Below are 23,067 nucleotides of genomic sequence, written 5' to 3' on the forward strand. Positions count from 1 at the left end.
TCAGGCGCGCGCGCGCGGCCGTGCCGGCCTGATCGCATTGGCCGTGCGGGCCTCGATGACGAAAGCGGGTAAGTCCCGGAACGCCAGCGCGAGCGGCAATTCATGGCCGACAAATCCCCTCGCGCTGTAGCCGGTAATGTCGATTGTGGCGTCAAATCCTTCCGACGCGGGCCATTCCCGGCCCGCTTGCGTGAACGGCGCGAAGTGACGCCCGACCACGACGATCGCCGCGCTGCGGCCATGGCGGCGAGCGAAGGCGATGACATGATCGGCATGTGTGCCGCGTACCGCGAGCGGCTGGTAGTTGCCCTGCGCGAAGACGTCGGCGAGCTCGTTGCGCAACCTGAGGAGACGCCGTGTCCAGGCCAGCTTGATCTGACCGTCCGGCCAGCTCTTTGTCAGATTGCTCCAATCCGGATCGTCCAGCGCGCCCAGCGACGTCTGCCGAGCGGCGAAGTCGATCGGACGGCGGTTGTCGGGATCGACCAGCGACAGGTCCCAGAATTCGGTGCCCTGATAGAAGTCGGGCACGCCGGGCAGCGTCGCCTTGAGAGTGAGCTGGCTGATGGCGTTCAGCGCGCCCAAGAGAGCCACGCGCCGGGCCAGCGTTTGCAGTGAATTCAGGAATTCGCCCGACAGTACGGGATCGAGGATCTTGTCGACGAAGCTCTTGACGCCGTTCTCATACGCCTCGTGCGGATTGAGCCAGCTGGTCTCTTCCTTGCCCTCACGCGCGGCCTTCAGCGCGTAGGCCTGGATACGCTCGACGAAGCCTGCATCGACCGGCTCCTGGAGTGACCATGCCCCGAGCATCGTCTGGTAGAGCATGTATTCGAACGTCGCTGATGGCGCACGTAGATCGCCGTGGAGCGCGAGGTGCGGCGCGTTCAAGACCTTCCAGCGCGAAACTGCGCTGGTCCATTCGCCCGGCATTTCGCTGAGTACCGCGATCCGCGCGCGGGCATCCTCGCCGCGTTTGGTGTCATGCGTGGCGGTCGCCGTCATTCCCAGCGGCCATTCCCTGGCCCGGGCCTGCATGGCCTCGTGGAAGGCGGGAACGGCGAGGCCGGTGCTGGCGGGATCGCCGCCGACCTCGTTCAGCGCCAGCAGCCGGTGAAACTGATAGAACGCGGTGTCCTCCAGCGACTTCGCCATCACCGGCCCGGTGAATTGCTGCACCTTCAGCGCAAAGCGGCGCACGCGCGGCGCGCTGTGCGGCGGACGACCTGGCTTGAGCAGATCCATGGTCAGCGCGTCGCGCAGGAAGTCGAAGATGCCTTCGTCGGCAGCGAACCATTCCGCACGGGCGCGCGCGATGGTGTCGTCGATCAGCTTGCGGTCGGCGGCCGTCGGTCCGCTGTTGGTCAGATAGGTGCGGTACACCGGGAAATGCAGCACATAGAGCTCGAGCGCCTGCCGCAGGCTGTCGGCGGAGAAATCCCGGGTCGAGTAATGCCCGTTGGCGATGCGCGCGAGCAGGCGCGTCAGCACGGTGAATTCGCTGGTGAGCAGCGTCTCCAGCACGCGCCGCTTGGCGTCCTTGACGTAAGGCGCGAGCTGTGGTGGTCGGTTGCTGATCTGGCGCCAGGTCTCGTCCAGCGCCCCCAGTCCCTTGGCGTCCACCAGCACCTGGGTGATGACGTTCATCCATTCATAGCCGGTGGTGCCCTGGACGCCGGCGAAGTGCGGCAGCCTTTCGTGCTCGCACAGGATCTTCTCGATCACGGTGTAGAACGGCTTTGCGTTGCCTTGCGCGTCGCGGACCAGCCGGCGCAGCCGCTGGCAATATTGTGCGGGGTCGCGCAGGCCGTCGATGTGATCGAGCCGGATGCCGTGCAATTTGCCGTCGGCGATCAGCTGCTTCACCAGCCGATGCGTGGCGGCAAACGTGCTCGCGTCCTCGACGCGCAGACCCGCGAGCCCGTTGACGTCGAAGAAGCGGCGATAATTGATGTCGCTGGAGGCGAGCCGCCAGTGCCCGAGCTTGTAATGCTGGCGCTCCAGAAGATGATGCAGCGCCAGCGTCTGCGCGGGACGATCCTTGCCGGCACGATAGGCGCCGAGGCCGCCTGCGATGATCTCGGCGGCACCCGTGATCTCCATGAGCTCGGTCTTGAACGCGGGCGCTTCCTTGCGGTTGGGGCGGCGCAGTCCGGTATAGCGCGCCGCTAGCGACAGCAGGCGTTTGCCGGCCTCCGTCTCGGCGGCATCCGCTTCCTTCACGACCATGCGCAGGATCTCGCCATAGCGCTCAGGCGCGATCGGCAAGCGATGCTCGAAATACCAGGCGGAGAAGCTGCCCTGATCCGGATCGTAGCGCAGCTCGATATCGCCGCGCTCGAGCGCCTCGCCGTAGGATGCCCCCAGGATCGGCAGCAGCACGCCGCCGCGGGCGCGATAGGGCAGAAGATCCCAGTCGATGTCGAAGGAGACCGCATGCGGCGAGGCCTGGCCCCATTCGAGCACGTCCAGCCACCACGGATTGTCGGCGAAGTGCACGCCGACATGGTTCGGCACGAAATCGACGATGAGCCCGAGATCGTGTGCCTTGAGCGCCTCGCTCAGCCGGGCAAAGCCGGCCGCGCCGCCAAGCTCGGGATTGAACTGGCTGTGATCGACGGTGTCGTAGCCGTGGGTCGAGCCCTTGCGCGACTTCATCACCGGCGAGGCGTAAAGATGCGTGATCCCAAGTGCCTTCAGATAGGGAACGACCGCCGCGGCCTTGTCGAAGTCGAAATTCGCGGTGAGCTGAAGCCGATAGGTCGCAAGAGGAATAGCAGGAGGCACGCTAACCTCCGAGATGCCAGGTCACCGACCACGGCGGCAGCCGGTCGCCGCTCGCATCGCCCCAAATTGGCGTGCCCGTTGCTCCGCCGGGACGCACGATGTCCTTGCCCGAGAGATTGGCGACGAGCCGCAACGTCGTGCCGTCGCCCATCGGCCAATGCGCGGTGAGCAGGCCGCTGTCGGCTGCCTCGGCATCGCCAAAACGCGCACCCTTGAGCCGCGGCATGATCTCCTTGGCGCGAAGCGCGAGCAGGTCACGGACCAGCGCAAGTCGCGCATCTTGCTGTTCGGTGCGGCCGGTCCAGTCGAGCACGGCCGATTGCAGCGTGGCTGGGTCGAGCGGATCGGGCACCTCGTCGCCGTATTTCTCGTAAGCCCAGGCATATTCCTGCCTGCGCCCTTTGCGCACGGCGTCGGCAAGCCCGCCCTGGAAGTCGCAGAAGAACGGGAATGGCACCGTCGAGCCCCATTCCTCGCCTTGAAACAGCATCGGCACCATCGGCGCCAGCAAGGTCACCGCGAGCGCCGCTTCGATCTGCTGCGGCGAAGCCAGGCTTTCGAGCCGGTCGCCGAGCGGGCGGTTGCCGATCTGATCGTGGTTTTGCAGGAAGTTGACGAATGTCGCCGGCGGCAGCTCGCCGCTCGGCTCGCCGCGTGGTTTCTTGCCCCAGAACTCCGAAACCTCGCCCTGATAGACGAAGCCGGAGGCGAGCGCGCGCGCGAGGTCCATGCGCGGCGTCTGGTAATCAGCATAGTAGCCGGCGAGCTCGCCCGTCAGCATTACGTGCCAGACGTGGTGGTAGTCGTCGTTCCATTGCGCCCGATATTTGCCGTTCGGCGGCTGCTGCGCGGCATCGAGCAGGCTGGCGCGATTGTCGCCGTTCTCCAGCACGAGATGGATGTGCCGCCCGGTCGCCTTGGCGAGCTCGCCGGCGGCGACGCTGAGGTCCTGCAGCATCGACTGCTCGCCGGGGATTGCCATGATGTGGTTTGCGGCATCCAGCCTCAAGCCGTCGAAACGGTAATCGCCGAGCCAGGACAGTGCATTCTCGACCGCGAAGGCGCGCACCTGCGGCACGCGATAGTCGATCGCGCTGCCCCAGGGCGTATGCGCGTCGGTGAAGAAGGCCGGCGCATAGCGGCCGAGGTAATTCCCCTCGGGGCCGAAATGATTGTAGACGACGTCGAGGAACACCATCAGCCCGCGCAGGTGCGCTTCGTCGATCAGCGTCTTCAGGTCTTCGGGGCGGCCATAGGCGCTGTCGGGCGCATACCACAGCACGCCGTCATAGCCCCAGCCGCGGCGCCCAGCGAAATCCGCCAGCGGCATCAATTCCAGCGCGGTGATGCCGGTTGCGGCGAGATGATCGAGCTTTTCGATCATGGCGCGGTAAGAGCCCTTCGGCGTGAACGTGCCGACGTGGGTCTCGATCAGCACCGTCTCTTCCCACGGGCGGCCGCGCCAATCGCGCGCACGCCAGGGATAGGCATCGTGATCGATCACCTCGCTGGGGCCGAACACATCTTCGGGCTGGAAAGCCGAAGCCGGATCGGGCACGTCGATCTCGTCGTCGATCCTGAACTTGTAGGGGGTGCCGGCGGTGAGGCCGGCAATCTCGGTGACGTACCAGCCATCCTGCCGGCGCTGCATCGCGTGTCTGCGGCCGAGCAGCAGATCGACACGGCGCGCGGCAGGCGCCCACAGGCGGAACGAAACGCCGTCCTTCGTCGGCCTCGCCCCGAAGGATGGCCTCATAGCGCCCCCGCGAAGGCGAGCACCGAGCGCGGCGGCGCCTTGCTGTCGCTTCCGGGCAGGAAGTCGATCGTGTTCAGCTTGGCATCCGTCGTGTTCAGGATTTGCTGCCAGCTCTTGTATTCGGTCATCTTGGGCAATTTGAATGCGATCTCTTCGGGGGCGGCGTTCAGTACGATAAAGATCGCGGCCCCGCCGGGTTCCATCGGCCCCATCACATAGGAGAGAAACCGTCCATCCGGGAACGTCCAGTCGCTCTCCGTCATCTCGTCGCCGGCAGGTGTCAGCCACAGCGCGCCGTAGGACACGCCGTCCGCGGGACGGCCGTCGAGCCAGCGGTGGCTGCGCAGCTGCGAGAACCGGCGGCGGATGTCGGCGAGATGGGCGACGAAATCGACCATGTCGTCGCCCTCCTTGCCGAGATTGTCCCAGCCGACCCAGCCGATCTCGTTGTCCTGGCAATAGGCGTTGTTGTTGCCGGATTGCGAGTTGCCGACCTCGTCGCCGGCGAGGATCAGCGGAACGCCTTGCGCCAGCATCAGGCAGGCCAGCACGTTCTTGCGAAGCTGACGCCGCAAGCCGAGGATCTGAGGATCGTCGGTCGGCCCCTCGACACCGCAATTGTTGCTGTGGTTGTCGTTGGAGCCGTCGCGATTGTCCTCGCCGTTGGCCTCGTTGTGCTTCTCGTTGTAGCTGAAGAGGTCGGCGAGCGTGAAGCCGTCATGCACCGTGATGTGGTTGATGCTGGCGCGCGGGCGTCGTCCGTCGTGGTTGAACAGATCGGAGGACGCCGTCATCCGGCTGGAGATGTCGCCAATCAGGCTGCCTTCGCCACTCCAGTAGCGGCGCATGGCGCTGCGATACCGATCGTTCCATTCCGACCATTGCGACGGGAATGCGCCGACCTGGTAGCCACCGAGGCCGAGATCCCAGGGCTCGGCGACGAGCTTGACGCTCGCCAGCACCGGATCCTGCCGGATCGCGGTCAGGAAGGAGATGCCGCGATCAAATCCGTTCGGGCCACGTGCGAGCGTGGTGGCGAGGTCGAAGCGGAAGCCGTCGACATGGCAGACCTCGACCCAGTAGCGAAGTGAATCCATCACCATCTGCAGCACGCGCGGATGGGTCAGGTTCACCGACGAGCCGCAGCCGGTGAAGTCGTCGTAATAGCGCGGATTCTCCCGGTTCAGCCAGTAATAGGAGGCGTTGTCGATGCCGCGGTAGCACAGCGTCGGGCCGAGATGGTTGCCCTCGGCGGTGTGATTGTAGACGACATCTAACATCACCTCGATGCCGGCATCGTGCAGCCGCGCCACCGTGGTGCGGAAGGAATCGAGAGCGTTGTCCTGAGCGTAGCGCGGCTCGGGCGCGAAGAAGGACAGTGTGTTGTAGCCCCAGTAATTGGCGAGCTTCTTCTCCACCAGGATGCGGTCGTCGACGAAGCTGTGGACCGGCAATAGCTCGACTGTGGTGACGCCGAGCTTCTTCAGATGCTCGATCATCGCCGGTGAGGACAGGCCGCCATAGGTGCCGCGCAGGTTCGGCGGCACGTCGTCGCGCTTCTGGGTCAGGCCCTTGACGTGAGCCTCGTAGATCACGGTGTCTTCCCAGGGAACGTTGGGGCGGATCTCGCGGCGGCCCCAGTTGAAGGTCTCGTCAACCACGACGGCCTTGGGCATGCCGCGCGCGTTGTCGCGCCGGTCGAACGACAGATCCTCGCGCGGGCTTCCGGTGCGATAGGCGAAGTGCGCATCGCTCCAGACCAGACGCCCCGACAGACGCTTGGCATAGGGGTCGAGCAGTAGCTTGTTGGCGTTGAAACGGTGGCCGTGCTCGGGCTCGTAGGGGCCGTGCACGCGATAGCCGTAGAGCTGGCCGGGGGACACGTCGTTGAGATAGCCGTGCCAGACGTCCTCGGTTCTCTCGGGCAGCTCGATACGCTCGAGCTCGCGGCGGCCCTGGGTGTCGAACAGGCAGAGCTCGACCTTCTGTGCGTTGGCGGAGAACAGCGCGAAATTGGTGCCGCGTCCGTCCCAGCTTGCACCGAGGCGTGCGGGCGATCCAGCAGTCAGGCGCATGTTTCAACTTTCCGGAACGAGGAAGATCGCGGCGAGCGGTGGAATGGTGAGGCGGAGCTCGGGCGTCTTGCCTTCAACGGCATGAACTTCGCCGATGTTCCCGACATTGCTGCCGCCATAATGGGCGGAGTCCGAATTGAAAACTTCCTTCCATTTTCCGGCGAAGGGCACGCGAACGCGATAGTTGCGATAGACGTTGGGCGAGAAGTTGATGATCACGAGACACCGCGCGTGCTCGTCGAATCCCTTGCGCAGCCAGGCGAACACGTTGCGGTTGGCGTCATCCGTGATCAGCCATTCGAAGCCGGCCTGGTCGCAGTCCATCTGGTGCAGCGCCGGCACCGCGCGGTAGAGACGGTTGAGGTCCCGGATCAGCGCCTGAATGCCGGAATGGTATTTGTATTCGAGCAGGTGCCAGTCCAGCGACTGGTCGTGATTCCACTCGCGGCTCTGCGCGATTTCCGCACCCATGAACAGGAGCTTCTTGCCGGGATGGCCGAACATGAAGCTGTAATAAGCGCGCAGGTTCGCAAAGCGCTGCCATTCGTCGCCGGGCATGCGGCCGAGGATCGAGCGCTTGCCGTGCACGACCTCGTCGTGCGAGAGCGGCAGGATGAAGTTCTCCGAGAACGCGTAGTGCAGGCCGAACAGGATCTCGCCGTGATGATGCTTGCGGTGGATCGGATCCTTGCTGATGTAGTTCAGAGTGTCGTGCATCCAGCCCATGTTCCACTTGTAGCCGAAGCCGAGCCCGCCGAATTCGACCGGTCGCGAGACCTGCGGCCAGGCGGTGGACTCCTCGGCCGCCGTGGTCGCCTGCGGGAAGCGGGCGAAGACCTCGGTGTTGAAGCGGCGCAGGAAATTGATCGCCTCGATGTTCTCGCGGCCGCCATACTGGTTCGGAATCCACGCGCCGGGCGGCCGGCTGTAGTCGAGATAGAGCATGGAGGCGACCGCATCGACGCGTAAGCCGTCGATTGCATAGCGCTCCATCCAGAATAGTGCGTTCGATACCAGGAAGTTCGTCACTTCGGTGCGGCCGTAATTGTAGATCAGCGTGCCCCAATCGAGGTGCCGGCCCTGCAGCGGATTGGCGTGCTCGTAGAGCGCGGTGCCGTCGAAGCTGCCGAGGCCGTGCGGATCGTCCGGGAAGTGGCCGGGCACCCAGTCCAGCAACACGCCGACGCCCTCGCGGTGACAGGCATCGACCAGCGCGGCGAAATCCTCGGGGGTCCCGAAGCGGCTGGTCGGGGCATAGAGGCCGGTCGGCTGATAGCCCCAGGAGCCGTCGAACGGATGCTCGCTGACGGGCAGGAATTCGAGATGGGTAAAGCCCATGTCGCGGGCGTAGGCCGGCAATTGTTCGGCCAGCTCGCGATAGGTGAGCCATTCTTCGCCGTTCTTGCGCCGCCAGGAGCCGAGATGAACCTCGTAGATCGACATCGGAGCCGAGAGCGCGTTGATGCCGTCGGGCGCGGGTCGTGGGCGCGGCAGATGCGCCTCGTCGAACACGACGGAGGCCGTCTTCGGACGCACTTCGCTCGCAAACGCCAGCGGATCGGATTTCAGCGGCAGCAGATGACCGTGAGGTCCGATGATCTCGAACTTGTAGTGATCGCCGGCCTTCGCGTGCGGAATGAACAATTCCCAATAGCCGGCGCCGCGCACCCGCATCGGATGGCGCCGCCCGTCCCAGAAATTGAAATCGCCGACCACGGATACGCGTCGCGCATTCGGGGCCAGCACGACGAAGCCGATGCCGTCGATGCCCTCGAGCCGCATCGGATGCGCGCCGAGCTTGTCATAGAGGCGCTGGTGGGTGCCTTCTCCGAGCAGATAGAGGTCGAAATCGGTCAGGATCGGCGGGAAGCGATAGGCGTCCTCGAATTCGACGACGTCGTTGCCGAACTTTGCGCGCAGCTGGTAGTGCTTCGAGCCGTTCGGCAGGGCGCCGATGAACAGCCCGGCATCGTGCACGCGGTCGAGCGATGCGACCTCGCCATGTTCGCCGACCGCCTCGACATTGGAGGCCTCGGGCAAGAACGCGCGCACCACGCTTCTGCCGCCCTCGGGATGCAGCCCGAGATAGTGGAAGGGGTCGGAGTGGCGGCCCTCGATGATCGCATAGGCCTCGGCAGGCAATTTAGGCATGGGCTTCGCTCTCGGTGCTGGACAGAATGCGAAGCAGTCCGGTCAGCGGCGCATGAAGCCCCTCGGGCCGGTGGGACAGCTCGTACTCTACGTCTTCGAACGCTTGATCAAGCAGGAAAAACCTTAACAGGCCTTCTGCGGATTGCCGGTTCTCCGGCCACAGTCGCCGATCGGTCGTGGCTTCGCGATAGGCGGAGAGGAAGGTTGCGACGGCTCGCTCGCGCCATTCGCGGAGCGCGGCCGTGAGCCGGCCTTGCTCGTCGGAGGCGCCCGTGAGTGCGCGGCCCTGGGCTGCGTTGACCGAAAGATCGATCGAGCGGATCAGGCCGGCGACGTCGCGCGCGGCAGGCGCCTTGCGCCGCTTGTCGGCCAGCGGCAGACGCGGATCGCCGTCGAAGTCGATGATGAAGATATCGTCCTTCACGATCAGAGTTTGCCCGAGGCGGAAGTCGCCATGATGACGGATGTTCAACCCGCCGATCCCGGAAGGCAAGAGCGCATTGAGGTGGTCGGGCAGGGCCGCGCGCACCGACATGAGCTGGTCGATCAGCGGCCGGTCCGTCTCCCGCAGGCCGTCGCGGCTGTCGGCCAGTCGCTGGAGAACCCGCTCGGCCCGCGCCTTGAGACCGGACACGAACCGTTCGACCTGCGCAGAGCCGACCGGCTCCGGAGCAAGCTCGGTCGCCCTGGCCGCGGCCAGGGCGACGTGCATCTCGGCGAGCCGTTTGCCGATCTGCGCGATGAAGTGCAGATAAAGCGTCTGCTCCTGGGTCTCGCGCGGTGCTTCGCCCGCCGCCATCACGCGCTGCTCGTCGATATAGCGATCGAGATAGCCGGTGGTCACGGTCCAGCCATCGCCCTGGTTCTCGACGAAGGCATGCAGCACCCCGAGTGCGCTGCGCCGATCGCCTTCGAGCAGCTCGACGCTGCCGAGCAATGCCGGCGTATTGGCAAAGCGCGCGACCTCGGTGAGATAATGGCCGATCTCGATCTCGGGGCTGATGCCGCTTTCCAGCCGCCGGTAGATCTTGGCGACGTACTGGTTGTCGACCAGCGCCGTGCTGTTCGACTGCTCGATTGCACGGATGCGCTCGGGCTCCTTGATGGAATAGTCGGCGAACCGGCTGGTCGACTTGAACTCGAGCCGCAGATTGTTCTCGTCCACCACCAAATTCTGCGACAAACCCCGCAGGAAAAGCCCGATGAAGATCTGGTCGGTGGCAACGTCGAGCAGGGTGCCTTCGCGCGCGCCCTGGCGGACGGCGGCGAGCGCCTTCGGGTTGAAGCGCTCGCGGTCGAAGCGCACCCACTCGATCTGCATGGGCAGCACGTACCGCGTCGTGACGTCATCTCGCGTCGTCTCGAAGAACGCGATCCAGGGTCTGTTGTCGCCGATGTCGCTGAAAGGTACCGCCGAGGTCAGCGTGGTATTGATGTGCTTGGGATTGTGCTCGGGATACCACCGCGTCCGTGACAGGAAGCCAGGCAGCACGTCGCGCTCGAACACGCCGCGTTCGCGGGCGAGCGACACCCAGTTGGAGTTCACGGGCACCACCAGCGTCTCGAACTCCGGCACCGCGCGCGGCGTGACCGGCTCGGACTTGTCGCGCTCCTGAAGCTGGAACCAGTAGAAACCATACGGCCCCAGCGTGATCATGTAGGGCAATTCGCCGATCGCCGGGAAACGCGTCCGTCCGAGCATCTCCTGCGGGATGCGGTCCTTCCACGGCGACAGGTCGAGCTCGGTGGCCTGCGCCGCGCGCGACAGATTGGCGACGCACAGGATCACCTCGTCACGGTATTGCCGGACATAGGCGAGCACGGCGCGGTTGGCCGGGCGGATGAAGGTCATGGTGCCGCGGCCGAAGGCGAGCGTCGACTTGCGCACCGAGATCAGCCGCTTGGTGGCGCTGAGCAGCGAGGACAGGCTGCGCGACTGCGCCTCGACGTTCACGGATTCGTAGCCATAGACCGGGTCCATGATCAGCGGCGCGTAGAGGCGGGCAGGGTCGCAGCGCGAGAAGCCGCCGTTGCGATCCGGGCTCCACTGCATCGGCGTGCGGACGCCGTTGCGGTCGCCGAGATAGATGTTGTCGCCCATCCCGATCTCGTCGCCGTAATAGATGATCGGCGTCCCCGGGAAGGACAGCAACAGCGAGTTCATCAGCTCGATCTTGCGGCGGTCGTTGTCCATCAGCGGCGCGAGGCGCCGGCGGATGCCGACATTGATGCGGGCGCGCGGATCGTTGGCGTAGGTGGTCCAGAGATAATCGCGCTCGACGTCGGTGACCATCTCCAGCGTCAGCTCGTCATGGTTGCGCAGGAACAGCGCCCATTGGCAGCTCGCCGGAATGTCGGGCGTCTGGCGCAGGATGTCGGTGATCGGGAAACGGTCTTCCTGCGCGATCGCCATGTAGATGCGCGGCATCAGCGGGAAATGATAGGCCATGTGGCACTCGTCGCCACGGCCGAAATATTCCTGCACGTCCTCCGGCCATTGATTGGCCTCGGCCAGCAGCAGCTTGCCCTTGGAGTAGGAGTCCAGCTCCTGGCGTAGACGCTTGATGATCGCATGCGTCTCGGGAAGGTTTTCGTTCGAGGTGCCCTCACGTTCGCAAAGATAGGGAATGGCGTCGAGCCGGAAGCCGTCGACGCCGGCGTCCAGCCAGCGCTTCATCACCTGGATCAGCGCGCTGACGACGCGCGGATTGTCGAAGTTCAGATCCGGCTGGTGCGAGAAGAAGCGGTGCCAGTAAAACGCGCCGGCCTCGTGATCCCAGGTCCAGTTCGACTTTTCCGTGTCGGTGAAGATGATGCGCGTGCCCTGGTATTTCTGGTCGGTGTCACTCCAGACATACCAGTTGCGGGCGCTCGAGCCGGGATGGCTGCGGCGCGCGCGCTTGAACCATTTGTGCTGGTCCGAGGTGTGGTTGACGACGAGCTCGGTGATGACGCGCAAGCCCCGCTTCTGCGCTTCCTGGATGAAGCGCTTGAAGTCCTTCATCGTCCCGAAGTCGGGATTGACCGAGCCGTAGTCGGCGATGTCGTAGCCGTCGTCGCGGCCGGGCGAAGGGTAGAACGGCAGCAGCCACAGCGCGGTGACGCCGAGCTCCTGGAGGTAAGGCAGCTTCTCGGTCAGGCCCGCGAAATCGCCGATGCCGTCATTGTTGCTGTCGGCAAAGGCCTTGACGTGGAGCTGGTAGATGATGGCGTCCTTGTACCAGAGCTCGTCCACGACTTCTGCAGCCTCGGCCTTCTTGGTGTCGACGGAAGATAGAACATTCATGGCGTGACCCCTTACGCCAGGCAGCGGAACAAGAGCGCCGGATCGCGGTCGGGATCGATACGCAATTTGATCCCGCCCCATTCGATGCGGGACTGTTCGCCGGTGATGAGATTTTCGAGTGTCGTGACATGATGCCGCTGACCGCTCGCGTCAACGGTGACGTCGCCGAGCGGCAGCCAAAACTCGCGTACGTGGCCCGAGAGCGCAATCACGACGAGAACAATGTTGGCGGGCTCCGCCGCCTCCTTGACGAAGGCGATCGTCTCGCCGTCTTCGGCGTCCAGAAAACGCAAATTCGCCGTTTGCTGGAGCGCGGCGTTGTCGTGGCGGATGCGGTTGAGCTCGGCAATGTAGGACTTGATGTTGCCGGCCTTGTCCCAGTCGCGCTGCTTGATCTGATATTTCTCGGAATCGAGATATTCCTCGCGGCCGGGAATGGCCTCGTGCTCCAGCAGCTCGAAGCCGCTGTACACGCCGTAACTGCCCGACAACGTCGCCGCCAGCGCAACGCGCGACTTGAAGGCCCAGCCCTCTCCGCCCTGGAGATGATAGGGCAGCAGGTCGGGCGTGTTGACGAACAGGTTCGGACGATAGAAGTCGCGCGCGGGATAGCGCGTCAGCTCGCCGAAATATTGCTCCAGCTCCCATCGCGAGGTGCGCCAGGGAAAATAGCTAAATGACTGCGCAAAGCCGAGCTTGGCGAGGCCCTGCATCAGCTTCGGTCGCGCAAACGTCTTGGAGAACAGGATTACCTCGGGATGCCGTCGGCGGATGTCGCGGATCAGCCAGTCCCAGAACGCCAGCGGCGCGGTGTCGTGATTGTCGATGGCAAAGATGGTGACGCCATGGTCGATCCAGAACAGCACGGCGTCGCGAAACGCATTCCACAGCCCAATGCGGTCGACCGAGCTGAAATCGGGGATCACGATGTCGGAGTAAGGGCCGTCCGCCGTCCGCACCGAGCGGTCCGGCCGCCATTTGAACCATTCCGGATGCTGCGCCAGCCAGGGATGATCCGGCGAGCATTGCACGGCGAAGTCGAGGGCCAGCTCGAGGCCGTATTCCAGGCAGGTCGCGACCAGCGCGCGAAAATCCTCGATGGTGCCGAGGTCGGGGTGAAGCGCGTCATGGCCGCCCTCGGCGGCGCCGATCGCGTAGGGCGAGCCGGGTTCGCCGTCGGTGGCCACCGGCGCATTGTTGCGGCCCTTGCGGCGGCTGCGGCCGATGGGATGGATCGGCGTGAAATAGAGTACGTCAAAACCCATCGCCGCGATGTCGGGCACCCGCGCGATGCAGTCGCGGAGCGTGCCGTGCTGGCCGGCGATCCGGCTCTGGCTGCGCGGCATCATCTGATACCAGGCGCCAAATCGCGCTCTGTCGCGGTCGATCATCAGCGGGAACGGCTGTGAGCGGGTCAGGTCGGGCCGGGACTGGCTCTCGGCCATGGCATCGCCGAGCTCGGTCGCAAGCAGCGAGGTGACATCGCCGGTTTGAAGATAATCCTCGCATTGTCTGACGATGATCGCCGCGGCGGCCTGCGCGCCATGCGCCTTGGTCAGGAGGCCCGCCCCTTCGATCGCATCGAGGCTGATATCGGCGCCGGCCCGCTGCTTGCGCAGGACGGCGTGGGACCAGGTGGCGTACTCGTCGGTCCAGGCCTCGATCGCATAGACATATTGGCCGGGCTCCACCGGCGTGAACGCACCGGACCAGCGGTCATTGCCGTGATGGGTCATGGGCTCATGCCGCCAGTCCCGCTCCTGCTCGGGGCGCCAGATCAGCGCGGCCCGGACCACGGCGTCGCCATCGCGGTAGACGTCGGCCCACACCTCGACGCGGTCGCCCGCGATCCGCTTCACGGGGAAGCGACCGCCGTCGATCGCGGGATAGACGTCTTCGATGAGGAAAGCGCTGCCGGCTGCGGCACTTTCGACAGTTTGAATTGTCTTGTTCACGGTGATGCCATTGACAAGAAAGCAGGAGCCCGTTTCCCTTGTCGGGAACCCGCGCTTGGTACCACTATAGAAAGCCGCTTGTGTGTCATTGGTTCCCTGGGGAACGGCAAGCGCAGTTTGCGAGTTACCCCTGACTAACCTCTTCTGTGACCTCCTTAAAATTGATGCCCCCGGCCAAACCATGGCCTGCAAGCTGCGTGCCGTATGGATCTTTTAGCTCAAGCCCGGATCAAGGGCGTTCAATCCGAATTCATCGATGCCCTCGGGAAGCTGCGGGTCACCGACCCCGTGGCCCTGAAGTCCATCCTCGACGCCCTGCCGGAGAAGCGGGTTTACCGCTTCGTCAACGGGCCGGTCGTGGTCCGAGCGCTCGGACATCCGCGCACGGAATTGGCGGCAATCGGCGCGCCGCCGCTCAAATGGAATTTGACCGCAAACGGCAAATCGATTGCCCAAGGCGAGACACGCGAGCCCGTGATCGCCTGGCCCGCCGGCCTGCCGCTCGGCTATCACCGGTTGGCCCTGACCGATGCCGAGGGTGGGACGGAGGAGGTGCCGATGATCGTGGCGCCGGAGCGGGCCTTCGGCGGCGATTTCGACCGCGGCTGGCTGCTCGCCGTGCAGCTCTACAGCGTCCGCTCGAACCGCAATTGGGGCATCGGCGACTTCACCGACCTTGCCGATCTGGTCCGGCTCGCCAAGCAGCTCGGGGCCGACGGCGTCGGGCTCAATCCGCTGCACGTGCTGTTCGACGACCACCCGGCCGATTGCAGTCCGTATTCGCCGAACAGCCGGCTGTTCCTCAATCCGCTCTATATCGACGTCGAGGCTATTCCCGAATTCTCGGCGGACCTCGTGCCCGACGCGGCCGCGACTGCCGCCCGTCTGCGCGAAGGCGATCGCGTGCCTTATGCGGACATGGCGGCATTGAAATGGCTGGCCTTGCGGGCTGCCTTCAACAGCTTCGTGACGAGTGCGAGCGAGGCGCGTCGCAAGGCGTTCGACGCCTTCCGCGCCGCCCGCGCGCCGCTCTTGTCCCGCTTTGCCTGTTTCGAGGTGTTGCGTCATCGTTTCACCGGCCCGTGGTGGGAATGGCCCGCGGAATGGCGGCAACCGGACGAAGCTAAATGCGCAGGCTTGCGCAACGGCCCCGACAAGCGCGAGGTCGAGTTTGTGGAATTCGTGCAATGGACGGCGGATAGCCAGTTGCATGCGGCCAAGGATCTCGCCAGCCAGCTCGGCATGCGGGTCGGGCTCTATCTCGACGTCGCCGTCGGCGTGCAGTCCAACGGCTTCGATGCCTGGAACGAGCAGATGGCGATCTCCCGCCATCTCGCCGTCGGCGCGCCGCCCGACGTGCTCAACACCATCGGCCAGGACTGGGGCCTTGCGGGCTTTAATGCCGGCGGCCTGGAAGCACAATCCTTCGTGCCGTTCGCCGACATGCTCGCGGCCTCGATGCGCCATGCCGGCGCGATCAGGCTCGACCACGTGCTCGGCCTGAAGCGGCTCTATCTCGTGCCGCGTGGCTTCAAGCCCGATAACGGCGCCTATGTGCAGATGCCGTTCGAAGCGCTGCTCGGCGCCGTGGCATGCGAGAGCGCGGCCCACAAATGCATCGTGATCGGCGAGGACCTCGGCACCGTGCCGGAAGGCTTCCGCGAGATGATGCAGGATTTCGGCATCTGGTCCTACCTCGTCATGATGTTCGAGCGTGACGAAGCCGGTCATTTCCGCAACGTCGAGCATTACCGGCCCAATGCGCTGGTCACGCTGAACACGCACGACCTGTCGACCTATGCCGGCTGGCGCTCCTTCGGCGACCTCAAGATGAAGCGCTCGCTCGGGCTCGATCCCGGCGAGAACGACCAGGCGCGCTGGGATGCGCTCGGTGCCCTCGACGAGATCCTGCGCCAGAACGGCATCAAGGCCAACGATCTCTATTCGGTGCTCGCCTTCCTGTCGCGTACGCCGTCGCGGCTGCTCGCGGTGTCCATGGAGGATCTGCTCGGCGTGATCGACCAGCCCAATATTCCCGGCACCATCGACGAGCACCCGAACTGGCGCCAGCGTCTTCCCGTCGCGCTCGACAAGATCGCCGCGAAGATTGACCTCACGGCCTTGCGAGCAGCGACGCGGGAACGTTCGTCGAATGGCGGGAGTTGATCGGCCGGGGATTTCCAGGCTCGGAAGACATTGACCCAGAAGATCGAAGACTATGCGCTGATCGGCGATTGCGAGACCGCGGCGCTGGTCGGGCGCAACGGCTCGATCGACTGGCTGTGCTGGCCGGCCTTCGATTCCGATGCCTGCTTTGCCGCGATCCTCGGCAACCATGAGAACGGCCGCTGGCTGATCGCTCCAAGCGAGAGTGCGACCTCCATCTCGCGCCGCTATCTCGGCAACACCGTCATCCTGGAAACGCGCTTCGAGACGGAGACCGGCACCGTCGCGCTGATCGACTTCATGCCGCCGCGGGGCAAGGCGTCCGACATCGTGCGACTGGTGCGCGGCGTGAGCGGCACGGTCAGGATGCGGATGGAGCTCGTGATCCGCTTCGGCTTTGGCGTCGACATCCCCTGGGTGCGGCGGATCGACCATTCGCTGCTCGCGGTTGCCGGCCAGGACATGACCGTGCTGCGCACGCCGGTCGAGATCCGCGGCGAGGATCTGACCACGGTTGCCGATTTCGAGGTGAAGGAAGGCGAGACCGTGCCGTTTGTGCTGACTTACGGCCCCTCGCATCTCGCGCCGCCCGCGCCGATCGATCCGGAAGTCGCGCTCCAGGAGACCGAAAAATTCTGGAAGGACTGGTGCAGCCATTGCACCCGTGACGGCGACTATCAAGACCTCGTCGTGCGCTCGCTGATCACGCTGAAGGCGCTGACCTTTGGTCCCACCGGAGGTATCGTCGCGGCGCCTACCACCTCCCTGCCGGAGAAGCTCGGCGGCAGCCGGAATTGGGACTACCGCTTCTGCTGGCTGCGCGATGCCACCTTCACGCTGCTGGCGCTGATGAACTCGGGCTACACCGAGGAGGCCCTGGCCTGGCACAATTGGCTGCTCCGTGCGGCAGCCGGATCGCCTTCGAACATGCAGATCATGTACGGCATCTGGGGCCAGCGGCGGCTGCTCGAATGGGAGGCTGGCTGGCTCGACGGCTATGAGGGTGCGCGGCCGGTGCGCGTCGGCAATGCCGCCCATGCGCAGCTTCAGCTCGACGTCTATGGCGAGCTGATCGACGCCTTCCACCAGTCGCGTATGGCCAGGCTCAAGCTCGACGAGGAGACCTGGGCACTCGAATGCGCCGTGCTCAATCATCTCGCCGAGGTCTGGGACCGGCCCGACCACGGCATCTGGGAGCGGCGCGGGCAGCCGAAGCACTACGTCTTCTCCAAGGTGATGACCTGGGTCGCCTTCGACCGCGGCATCAAGAGCGCTGAGACCTTCGGCTTCAAGGCGCCGCTTCTGCACTGGCGCACGCTTCGCGAGGCCATCCACCGCGACGTCTGCAACAAGGGATTTGACGCCGAGGAAAATGCCTTCGTCGAGTCCTACGGCGCGAAGCTGCTCGATGCATCCGTGCTGCTGCTGCCGGCCGTTGGTTTTCTTCCCGCGGACGACCCGCGCATCCGCGGCACCATCGCCGCCGTCGAGAGATGCCTGATGCGCGACGGCTTCGTGCTGCGCCATGATCCGCGCGAGCTGCCCGCGGGGCAGCCTCCGCTCGAGGGCGCGTTCCTGGCCTGCAGCCTGTGGCTGGCCGATGCCTATGTGCTGTCAGGTGATCTCGACAAGGCGCAGGTCCTGTTCGATCGCGTGGTCGGCATCGCCAACGACGTCGGGCTGCTTGCCGAGGAATATGATTCAGTCGCCGGGCGCCAGACCGGCAATTTCCCGCAGGCGCTGACCCACATCGCGCTGATCAACACCGCGCATAATCTGTCGGCGGCAAGGCAGGAGAGCGAGAAGCCGGCGCAGCAGCGGTCGAAGTGAGCTTTGATTTAAGATCCGTTGCATTTTGAGCCCCGATGCTAGAATGCAACTCATTCGTTGCGTCCAAATGTGACATCAGAGTCCATCCAAGTGGAGTCGGAGATGAAGGCATTCGTGGTAGCTGCCGAAACTGTTAAGGACGAAACCTTGTTTGCAGCATATAGAAAGCAGGTTCCTGGGACGCTGGAGCCGTTCGAGGGACGGTTTGTTACGCGAGGTGGCGGCCTAACGCTGATCGAGGGTGAGTGGCCTCATTCACGGCTCGTGATCATCGAATTCCCATCGCGCGCAGCCGCCGAGGCTTGGTACCGATCTCACGAGTATCAAAGCATCATCAAACTTAGGCACGATAGTTCGGTTGGTAATCTCGTCATCGTTGACGGTCATGTCGATTGATCGCACCCGTTTTCGCACGGCTGGCGGCCCTAACCCACCCCATTCCGTTTCAAGATCATCTCCATCGCCTCCGCAAACCCGTCCTGCTCGTTGCTCGCAGTGACGTGGGTGGCCTGATCCTTGACGTTGTCGGTGGCATTGCCCATGGCGATCGAGGTGCCGCTGACGGCGAACATCGCGAGGTCGTTCTGCATGTCGCCGATGGTGGCGACGGCATCGGTCGCGATGCCGAGGCGCTTCGCCATCGCTTCGACGAACGTACCCTTGTTGAAGCCGGGCGGGGTGATATCGAGATAATAGGTCTGCGAACGCACGGCGGTGGCCTCAACGCCGAGCGCCTCCTGCATCACCTTCTCGCAAGCGGCGAGCCCGGCGGCGTCGGCACTGGCGCCGACGATCTTGCAGGCACTGGCAAGGTAAGGCGAGAAATCGGCCACGATGGTCGGATCGGAGCGGATCGTGTGCTGCTCATGGGCGACGTACTTACCGCTGGGATTGTCGATCAACCACTCGTCATAGGTGAAGAGCCAGATGTCGGCGCTGAACTCGCGCAGGATCTGCAGGGACCGCTCGGCCGCGCTTGCCGGGATGAGGTGCTGCTCGACCGGCCTCATCTCGGGATCGACGATCGAGGAGCCGTTGAAGGGGCCGACCGGCAGCCACAGCGCCAGCGGCTCGATTAGGAACCGCATGCCGATCGCGGGGCGGCTGGAGGTGATGGTGAAGCCGATGCCGGCCTGGTGCAGCCGCTGCACTGCACCCCTTGCGCGCTCGGTCAGGGTCTTGTCCTTGGTCAGCAGCGTGCCGTCGACGTCGGAGACCACGAGTGAGATTTGCGTCATGGCAGGACCTTCGGTTCGGTTCTCAGCGCTTCGCCCCGCCCAGCTTCAATTGCCGCACCAGGCCATCCACGATCGCCTCGACGGTCTCGTCGATCGAGACGGTGATGACGTGCTCGCCCGCTTCCGGCGGCTCCAGCGTCTCGAACTGGCTGGTCAGTAGCCCGGGCGGCATGAAATGGCCCTTGCGCTGCGCGAGCCGCTCGGCGATCAGCTCCCTGGTGCCCTTCAGGAAGACGAAGCGGACATCGTCGCGCCCGCGCAGCAGCACGTCGCGATAGGTGTGCTTCAGGGCCGAGCAGGCGATGATGACGTGTTCGCCCTTGCCGCAAACCCGCGCGATCTCGTCGGCGATGGCGTTGAGCCAGGGCCAGCGGTCCTCGTCAGTGAGCGGATGGCCGGCTCGCATCTTCTCGACATTGCTGGCGGGATGGAAGCTGTCGCCGTCCTCGAAGCGCCAGCCGAGCCGCTGGGCCAGCGCGGCCGCGACCGTGCTCTTGCCCGAACCCGACACGCCCATCACGATCAACGCACAAGGTGCTTCAACGCCGCCCACGAAATTCCTCCGGAAGCGCGGCCTCATCGACCAGCCAGACGGTCTCGCCATTGGAGCGCGCGCGCAAGGCCGGCAGAGTCTCGCCATTGAGGAGGCGCGTCAAGGTCGCCTGCTTGTCGTGCCCGGCAATCTCGAACAGCATTTCGTGGCAGGACGCCAGGACGGGCAGGGTGAGCGAGACCCGCGGCACGAAAGGCGCGACATTGGCCCTGGGCACCCCAACGACCCAGCGCTCGGTCTCCTCGATTTCGGGGAAGCCGGGAAACAGCGAGGCGGTGTGGCCGTCCGGTCCAACACCCATCAGGACCATGTCGAACAGCGGCCGCGAGGGATCGAGCTGGTCGGCACCGTAATAGGCCTGCAGCTCGCGCGCATAGGCTTCGGCACCGGCATCGGGATTTCCAGTCGTGGTCGGGATCGGATGGATGTAGCCGGCAGGCGCATTGCCATCGAGAAACGCCGCCCGCGCCATCGCCATGTTGCTGAGGGGATCGCTCTCGGAGACGAAGCGCTCGTCACCGATGAACCAGTGCACCCGCTCCCACGGGATCTTGCCGCGCCAGGCATCGCTGCCGAGCAATTGATAAAGCTTCTTCGGGCTGGAGCCGCCGGTCAGGCAGATGGCGATGCGGCCGGGATTGGCCGCGATCCGTGCCATCACCCGTTCGGCTGCGGCGTGGGCGAGGGCCTCCGCGTCGGCCGCGACGATCAGCTTCGGCTGGCCCGCCAGAGCCATCACGAAAACTTCCGCCAGCTTCGCCCGTCGCGCCGGAGCAACTCGTCGGCGCAGGCGGGACCGTCGCTGCCGGCTTCGTAGGTCTCGATGCCGTCGCTGCCGGCCTGCTTCCAGGCGTCCAGGAACGGCTGCACCGCCTGCCATCCGGCCTCGATGCCGTCGGCGCGCTGGAACAGGATGTTGTCGCCGATCATGCAGTCGTAGATCAGCGTCTCGTAGCCGGTCGAGGGATCGACGCGGAAAAAGTCGCCGTAGCGGAACTTCATCTCGACGCCGTCGATGGTGATGCTCGGCCCCGGGATCTTGGCGTTGAACTGCAGCTCGATGGTCTCGCTCGGCGCGATGCCGATGGTGAGGAAATTCTGCGACAGGCGGTCGACGTCGGTGCCCGAAAACATCGACAGCGGCGCCTGCTTGAACTTGATCGCGACTTCGGTGCGCTTGTGGCCAAGCGCCTTCCCGGTGCGCAAGTAGAAGGGGACGCCGGCCCAGCGCCAATTGTCGATCATCAGCTTGAGCGCGACGAAGGTCTCGGTGGTGCTGCCGGGCTTGACGTCCTCGGTCTTGCGATAGTCCGGGATCTCGTCGTCGCCGACGCGCCCCGCTAGATATTGCGCCCGCACCGAATTCTTCAGCGCCTCGTCCCGGCTCGGCTGCTGGATCGACGTCAGCACGTCGGCCTTCTCGGAGCGCACGGAATGTGCGTCGAAACGTGCGGGCGGCTCCATCGCCACCAGCGACATCAGCTGGAACAGATGGTTCGGCACCATGTCGCGCAAAGCGCCGGTGGCATCGTAGAAGCCGCCGCGATGGCCGACGCCGAGCTTCTCCTCCACCGTGATCTGGATATGGTCGATGTGGTTGCGATTCCAGATCGGCTCGAACATGCCGTTGGCAAAACGCAGCACCAGGATGTTCTGCACCGTCTCCTTGCCGAGATAATGATCGATCCGGTAGATCTGGTGCTCCTCCATGATCTTCAAGAGTTCGGTGTTGAGCGCGCGCGCCGAGGCCAGATCGGTGCCGAACGGCTTTTCGATCACCAGACGCCTCCAGGCGCCGTTCTCCTTCATCATGCCGGTGCGGCCGAGCTCGCGCGCAGTCGGCGCAAACGCCGAGGGCGGCGTTGCCAGATAGAACAGCCGGTTGCCCCCGGTGTCCTGCGCGCATTCCAGCGAATCCAGATGCGCGCGCAGGCGATCAAAGGAAGGCGGATCCTTCGGATCGGCCTCGACGAAGGTCACGCATTCCAGCAGCCTCGTGGCGATGTCGTCGTCAATGGGACGGGTCGCGAACTCGCGCAGTCCCTTCAGCAGGCTGCTGCGCAGCTCGTCATCCGACTGGCTCTTGCGGGCGACGCCGACGACGCAGAACTTTTCCGGCAACAGATGTTCGGCCGCGAGATTGTAGAGCGAGGGCATCACCAGGCGATGGGTGAGGTCGCCGGTCACGCCAAAGATGACGAAGGCGCAATTTTCCGGCTTGCGCTTGGCTTGCGGGTCTTTTGTCACGAACTATCGGCCTTGACTTTGCTATTTCGGTCTCGAAACGCCCGGCTGCTTCGGCTCCTTGTGCCCGCCGAACCCCGCACGCATCGCGGAGAGAATTTTCTCGGCGAAGGTGTGTTCCCGACGGGAACGGAAACGTGTGTAGAGCGCCGCGGTCAGGACCTCGGCCGGCACGGCCTCGTCGATCGCGGCATTCACGGTCCAGCGGCCTTCGCCGGAATCCTCGACGAAGCCGGAATATTCGGCGAGCTGCGGACTGTCGGCGAGCGCCGTCGAGGTGAGGTCCAGCAGCCATGACGGGATCACGCTGCCGCGCCGCCACACCTCCGCGATGTCGGCGAGATCGAAATCGTAGCGATGGTCCGCGGGCAGCGCGTCGATGTTGGCGTTCTTGAGGATGTCGAACCCTTCGGCATAGGCCTGCATCAGGCCGTATTCGATGCCGTTATGGATCATCTTGACGAAGTGGCCGGCGCCGACGGGGCCGGCATGGATATAGCCCTGCTCGATGCGGGGATCGCGGCCTTCGCGTCCCTCGGTGCGCGGAATGTCTCCGGCGCCGGGCGCGAGTGCGGCGAAGATCGGATCGAGCCGGTCGACCACCTGCTTCTCGCCGCCGATCATCATGCAATAGCCGCGGTCGAGGCCCCAGACGCCGCCTGATGTGCCGACGTCGACATAGTGGATGCCACGCGCCTTCAGCGCCTTGCCGCGGCGGACGTCGTCCTGCCAGAAGGTGTTGCCGCCGTCGATGATCACATCGCCTTCCTGCATCACGGCCGCGATGGTGTCGATCGTCGTTTCGGTGATGTGCCCCGCAGGCAGCATCACCCATGCCGTGCGCGGCCGCTCGAGCTTGCCGACGAATTCTTCCAGCGTCGCTGAGCCGACCGCGCCGTCAGCGGCAAGGCCGGTGACGGCCTTGGTGTCCTTGTCGTAGACCACGGTCGAATGTCCGTGGCGCATCAGCCGGCGAACGATGTTGCCGCCCATCCGGCCGAGGCCGATCATGCCGAGTTGCATTTG

At 64.7% G+C, this 23,067-nt stretch carries 14 protein-coding genes; 3 read left to right on the forward strand and 11 right to left on the reverse strand.

The window, feature by feature from the left end:
- From treY to TSA1_RS23095, 6 genes are read right to left on the reverse strand one after another with little or no spacing between them, the layout of a single operon-like run.
- Positions 1–2,787 (reverse strand): malto-oligosyltrehalose synthase, encoded by a 2,787-nt coding sequence (gene treY / locus TSA1_RS23070; protein ID WP_100178332.1) that lies wholly within the window; start codon positions 2,785–2,787, stop codon positions 1–3.
- Between the two features lies 1 nt (position 2,788).
- The gene (gene treZ / locus TSA1_RS23075) at positions 2,789–4,543 is read right to left on the reverse strand and encodes a malto-oligosyltrehalose trehalohydrolase (RefSeq protein ID WP_100178333.1); all 1,755 of its coding nucleotides are present in this window, start codon (positions 4,541–4,543) and stop codon (positions 2,789–2,791) included.
- Positions 4,540–6,618, reverse strand: coding sequence for a glycogen debranching protein GlgX (gene glgX / locus TSA1_RS23080; protein WP_100178334.1), 2,079 nt, complete (start codon positions 6,616–6,618; stop codon positions 4,540–4,542). Before glgX ends, treZ begins: the two co-directional genes overlap by 4 nt.
- Positions 6,619–6,621: 3 nt before the next feature.
- Complete coding sequence (gene glgB, locus TSA1_RS23085; protein ID WP_100178335.1) at positions 6,622–8,769, reverse strand: 1,4-alpha-glucan branching protein GlgB; 2,148 nt, start codon at positions 8,767–8,769, stop codon at positions 6,622–6,624.
- Positions 8,762–12,055: a maltose alpha-D-glucosyltransferase gene (gene treS / locus TSA1_RS23090; protein WP_100178336.1), complete on the reverse strand. Its 3,294-nt coding sequence runs from the start codon at positions 12,053–12,055 to the stop codon at positions 8,762–8,764. Before treS ends, glgB begins: the two co-directional genes overlap by 8 nt.
- A gap of 11 nt (positions 12,056–12,066) precedes the next feature.
- The gene (locus tag TSA1_RS23095) at positions 12,067–14,010 is read right to left on the reverse strand and encodes a maltotransferase domain-containing protein (protein WP_100178337.1); all 1,944 of its coding nucleotides are present in this window, start codon (positions 14,008–14,010) and stop codon (positions 12,067–12,069) included.
- 204 nt (positions 14,011–14,214) lie between these two features.
- Here TSA1_RS23095 and malQ point away from each other — a divergent pair, with 204 nt between their 5' ends.
- The 3 genes from malQ to TSA1_RS23110 all read left to right on the forward strand — a co-directional run bounded on the left by malQ (position 14,215) and on the right by TSA1_RS23110 (position 18,402).
- Entirely contained in the window at positions 14,215–16,176 is a 1,962-nt protein-coding gene (malQ, locus tag TSA1_RS23100; protein WP_100178338.1) for a 4-alpha-glucanotransferase, read from the forward strand.
- Between the two features lie 30 nt (positions 16,177–16,206).
- A complete protein-coding gene (locus TSA1_RS23105) occupies positions 16,207–18,006 on the forward strand; it encodes a glycoside hydrolase family 15 protein (protein WP_100178339.1) in 1,800 nt (599 codons plus the stop codon).
- A gap of 102 nt (positions 18,007–18,108) precedes the next feature.
- Positions 18,109–18,402, forward strand: a complete 294-nt coding sequence (locus TSA1_RS23110; protein ID WP_145984360.1) for a DUF1330 domain-containing protein — start codon at positions 18,109–18,111, stop codon at positions 18,400–18,402.
- 29 nt (positions 18,403–18,431) lie between these two features.
- Here TSA1_RS23110 and TSA1_RS23115 read toward each other — a convergent pair whose 3' ends face one another.
- The 5 genes from TSA1_RS23115 to gnd are packed head-to-tail and all read right to left on the reverse strand — an operon-like array spanning position 18,432 to position 23,064.
- On the reverse strand, positions 18,432–19,244 hold the full coding sequence (locus TSA1_RS23115; protein WP_100178341.1) for a Cof-type HAD-IIB family hydrolase: 813 nt from the start codon (positions 19,242–19,244) through the stop codon (positions 18,432–18,434).
- A gap of 22 nt (positions 19,245–19,266) precedes the next feature.
- A complete protein-coding gene (locus TSA1_RS23120; protein ID WP_100178342.1) occupies positions 19,267–19,797 on the reverse strand; it encodes a gluconokinase in 531 nt (176 codons plus the stop codon).
- A complete protein-coding gene (pgl, locus tag TSA1_RS23125; protein WP_174719329.1) occupies positions 19,784–20,533 on the reverse strand; it encodes a 6-phosphogluconolactonase in 750 nt (249 codons plus the stop codon). The genes TSA1_RS23120 and pgl overlap by 14 nt, the downstream gene beginning before the upstream one ends.
- The gene (gene zwf, locus TSA1_RS23130; RefSeq protein ID WP_100178344.1) at positions 20,533–22,044 is read right to left on the reverse strand and encodes a glucose-6-phosphate dehydrogenase; all 1,512 of its coding nucleotides are present in this window, start codon (positions 22,042–22,044) and stop codon (positions 20,533–20,535) included. Before zwf ends, pgl begins: the two co-directional genes overlap by 1 nt.
- 21 nt (positions 22,045–22,065) lie before the next feature.
- Positions 22,066–23,064: a phosphogluconate dehydrogenase (NAD(+)-dependent, decarboxylating) gene (gene gnd / locus TSA1_RS23135; protein WP_100178345.1), complete on the reverse strand. Its 999-nt coding sequence runs from the start codon at positions 23,062–23,064 to the stop codon at positions 22,066–22,068.
- Positions 23,065–23,067: the final 3 nt, after the last annotated feature.

The organism is Bradyrhizobium nitroreducens (genome assembly GCF_002776695.1).
Lineage (GTDB): Bacteria > Pseudomonadota > Alphaproteobacteria > Rhizobiales > Xanthobacteraceae > Bradyrhizobium > Bradyrhizobium nitroreducens.

Excerpts from the sequence above, each read along its gene's own strand:
- treZ (WP_100178333.1), bottom strand. The coding sequence starts at position 4,543 with ATGAGGCCATCCTTCGGGGCGAGGCCGACGAAGGACGGCGTTTCGTTC.
- glgX (WP_100178334.1), bottom strand. The coding sequence starts at position 6,618 with ATGCGCCTGACTGCTGGATCGCCCGCACGCCTCGGTGCAAGCTGGGAC.
- glgB (WP_100178335.1), bottom strand. The coding sequence starts at position 8,769 with ATGCCTAAATTGCCTGCCGAGGCCTATGCGATCATCGAGGGCCGCCAC.
- treS (WP_100178336.1), bottom strand. The coding sequence starts at position 12,055 with ATGAATGTTCTATCTTCCGTCGACACCAAGAAGGCCGAGGCTGCAGAA.
- malQ (WP_100178338.1), top strand. The coding sequence starts at position 14,215 with ATGGATCTTTTAGCTCAAGCCCGGATCAAGGGCGTTCAATCCGAATTC.
- TSA1_RS23110 (WP_145984360.1), top strand. The coding sequence starts at position 18,109 with ATGAAGGCATTCGTGGTAGCTGCCGAAACTGTTAAGGACGAAACCTTG.
- TSA1_RS23115 (WP_100178341.1), bottom strand. The coding sequence starts at position 19,244 with ATGACGCAAATCTCACTCGTGGTCTCCGACGTCGACGGCACGCTGCTG.
- pgl (WP_174719329.1), bottom strand. The coding sequence starts at position 20,533 with ATGGCTCTGGCGGGCCAGCCGAAGCTGATCGTCGCGGCCGACGCGGAG.
- gnd (WP_100178345.1), bottom strand. The coding sequence starts at position 23,064 with ATGCAACTCGGCATGATCGGCCTCGGCCGGATGGGCGGCAACATCGTT.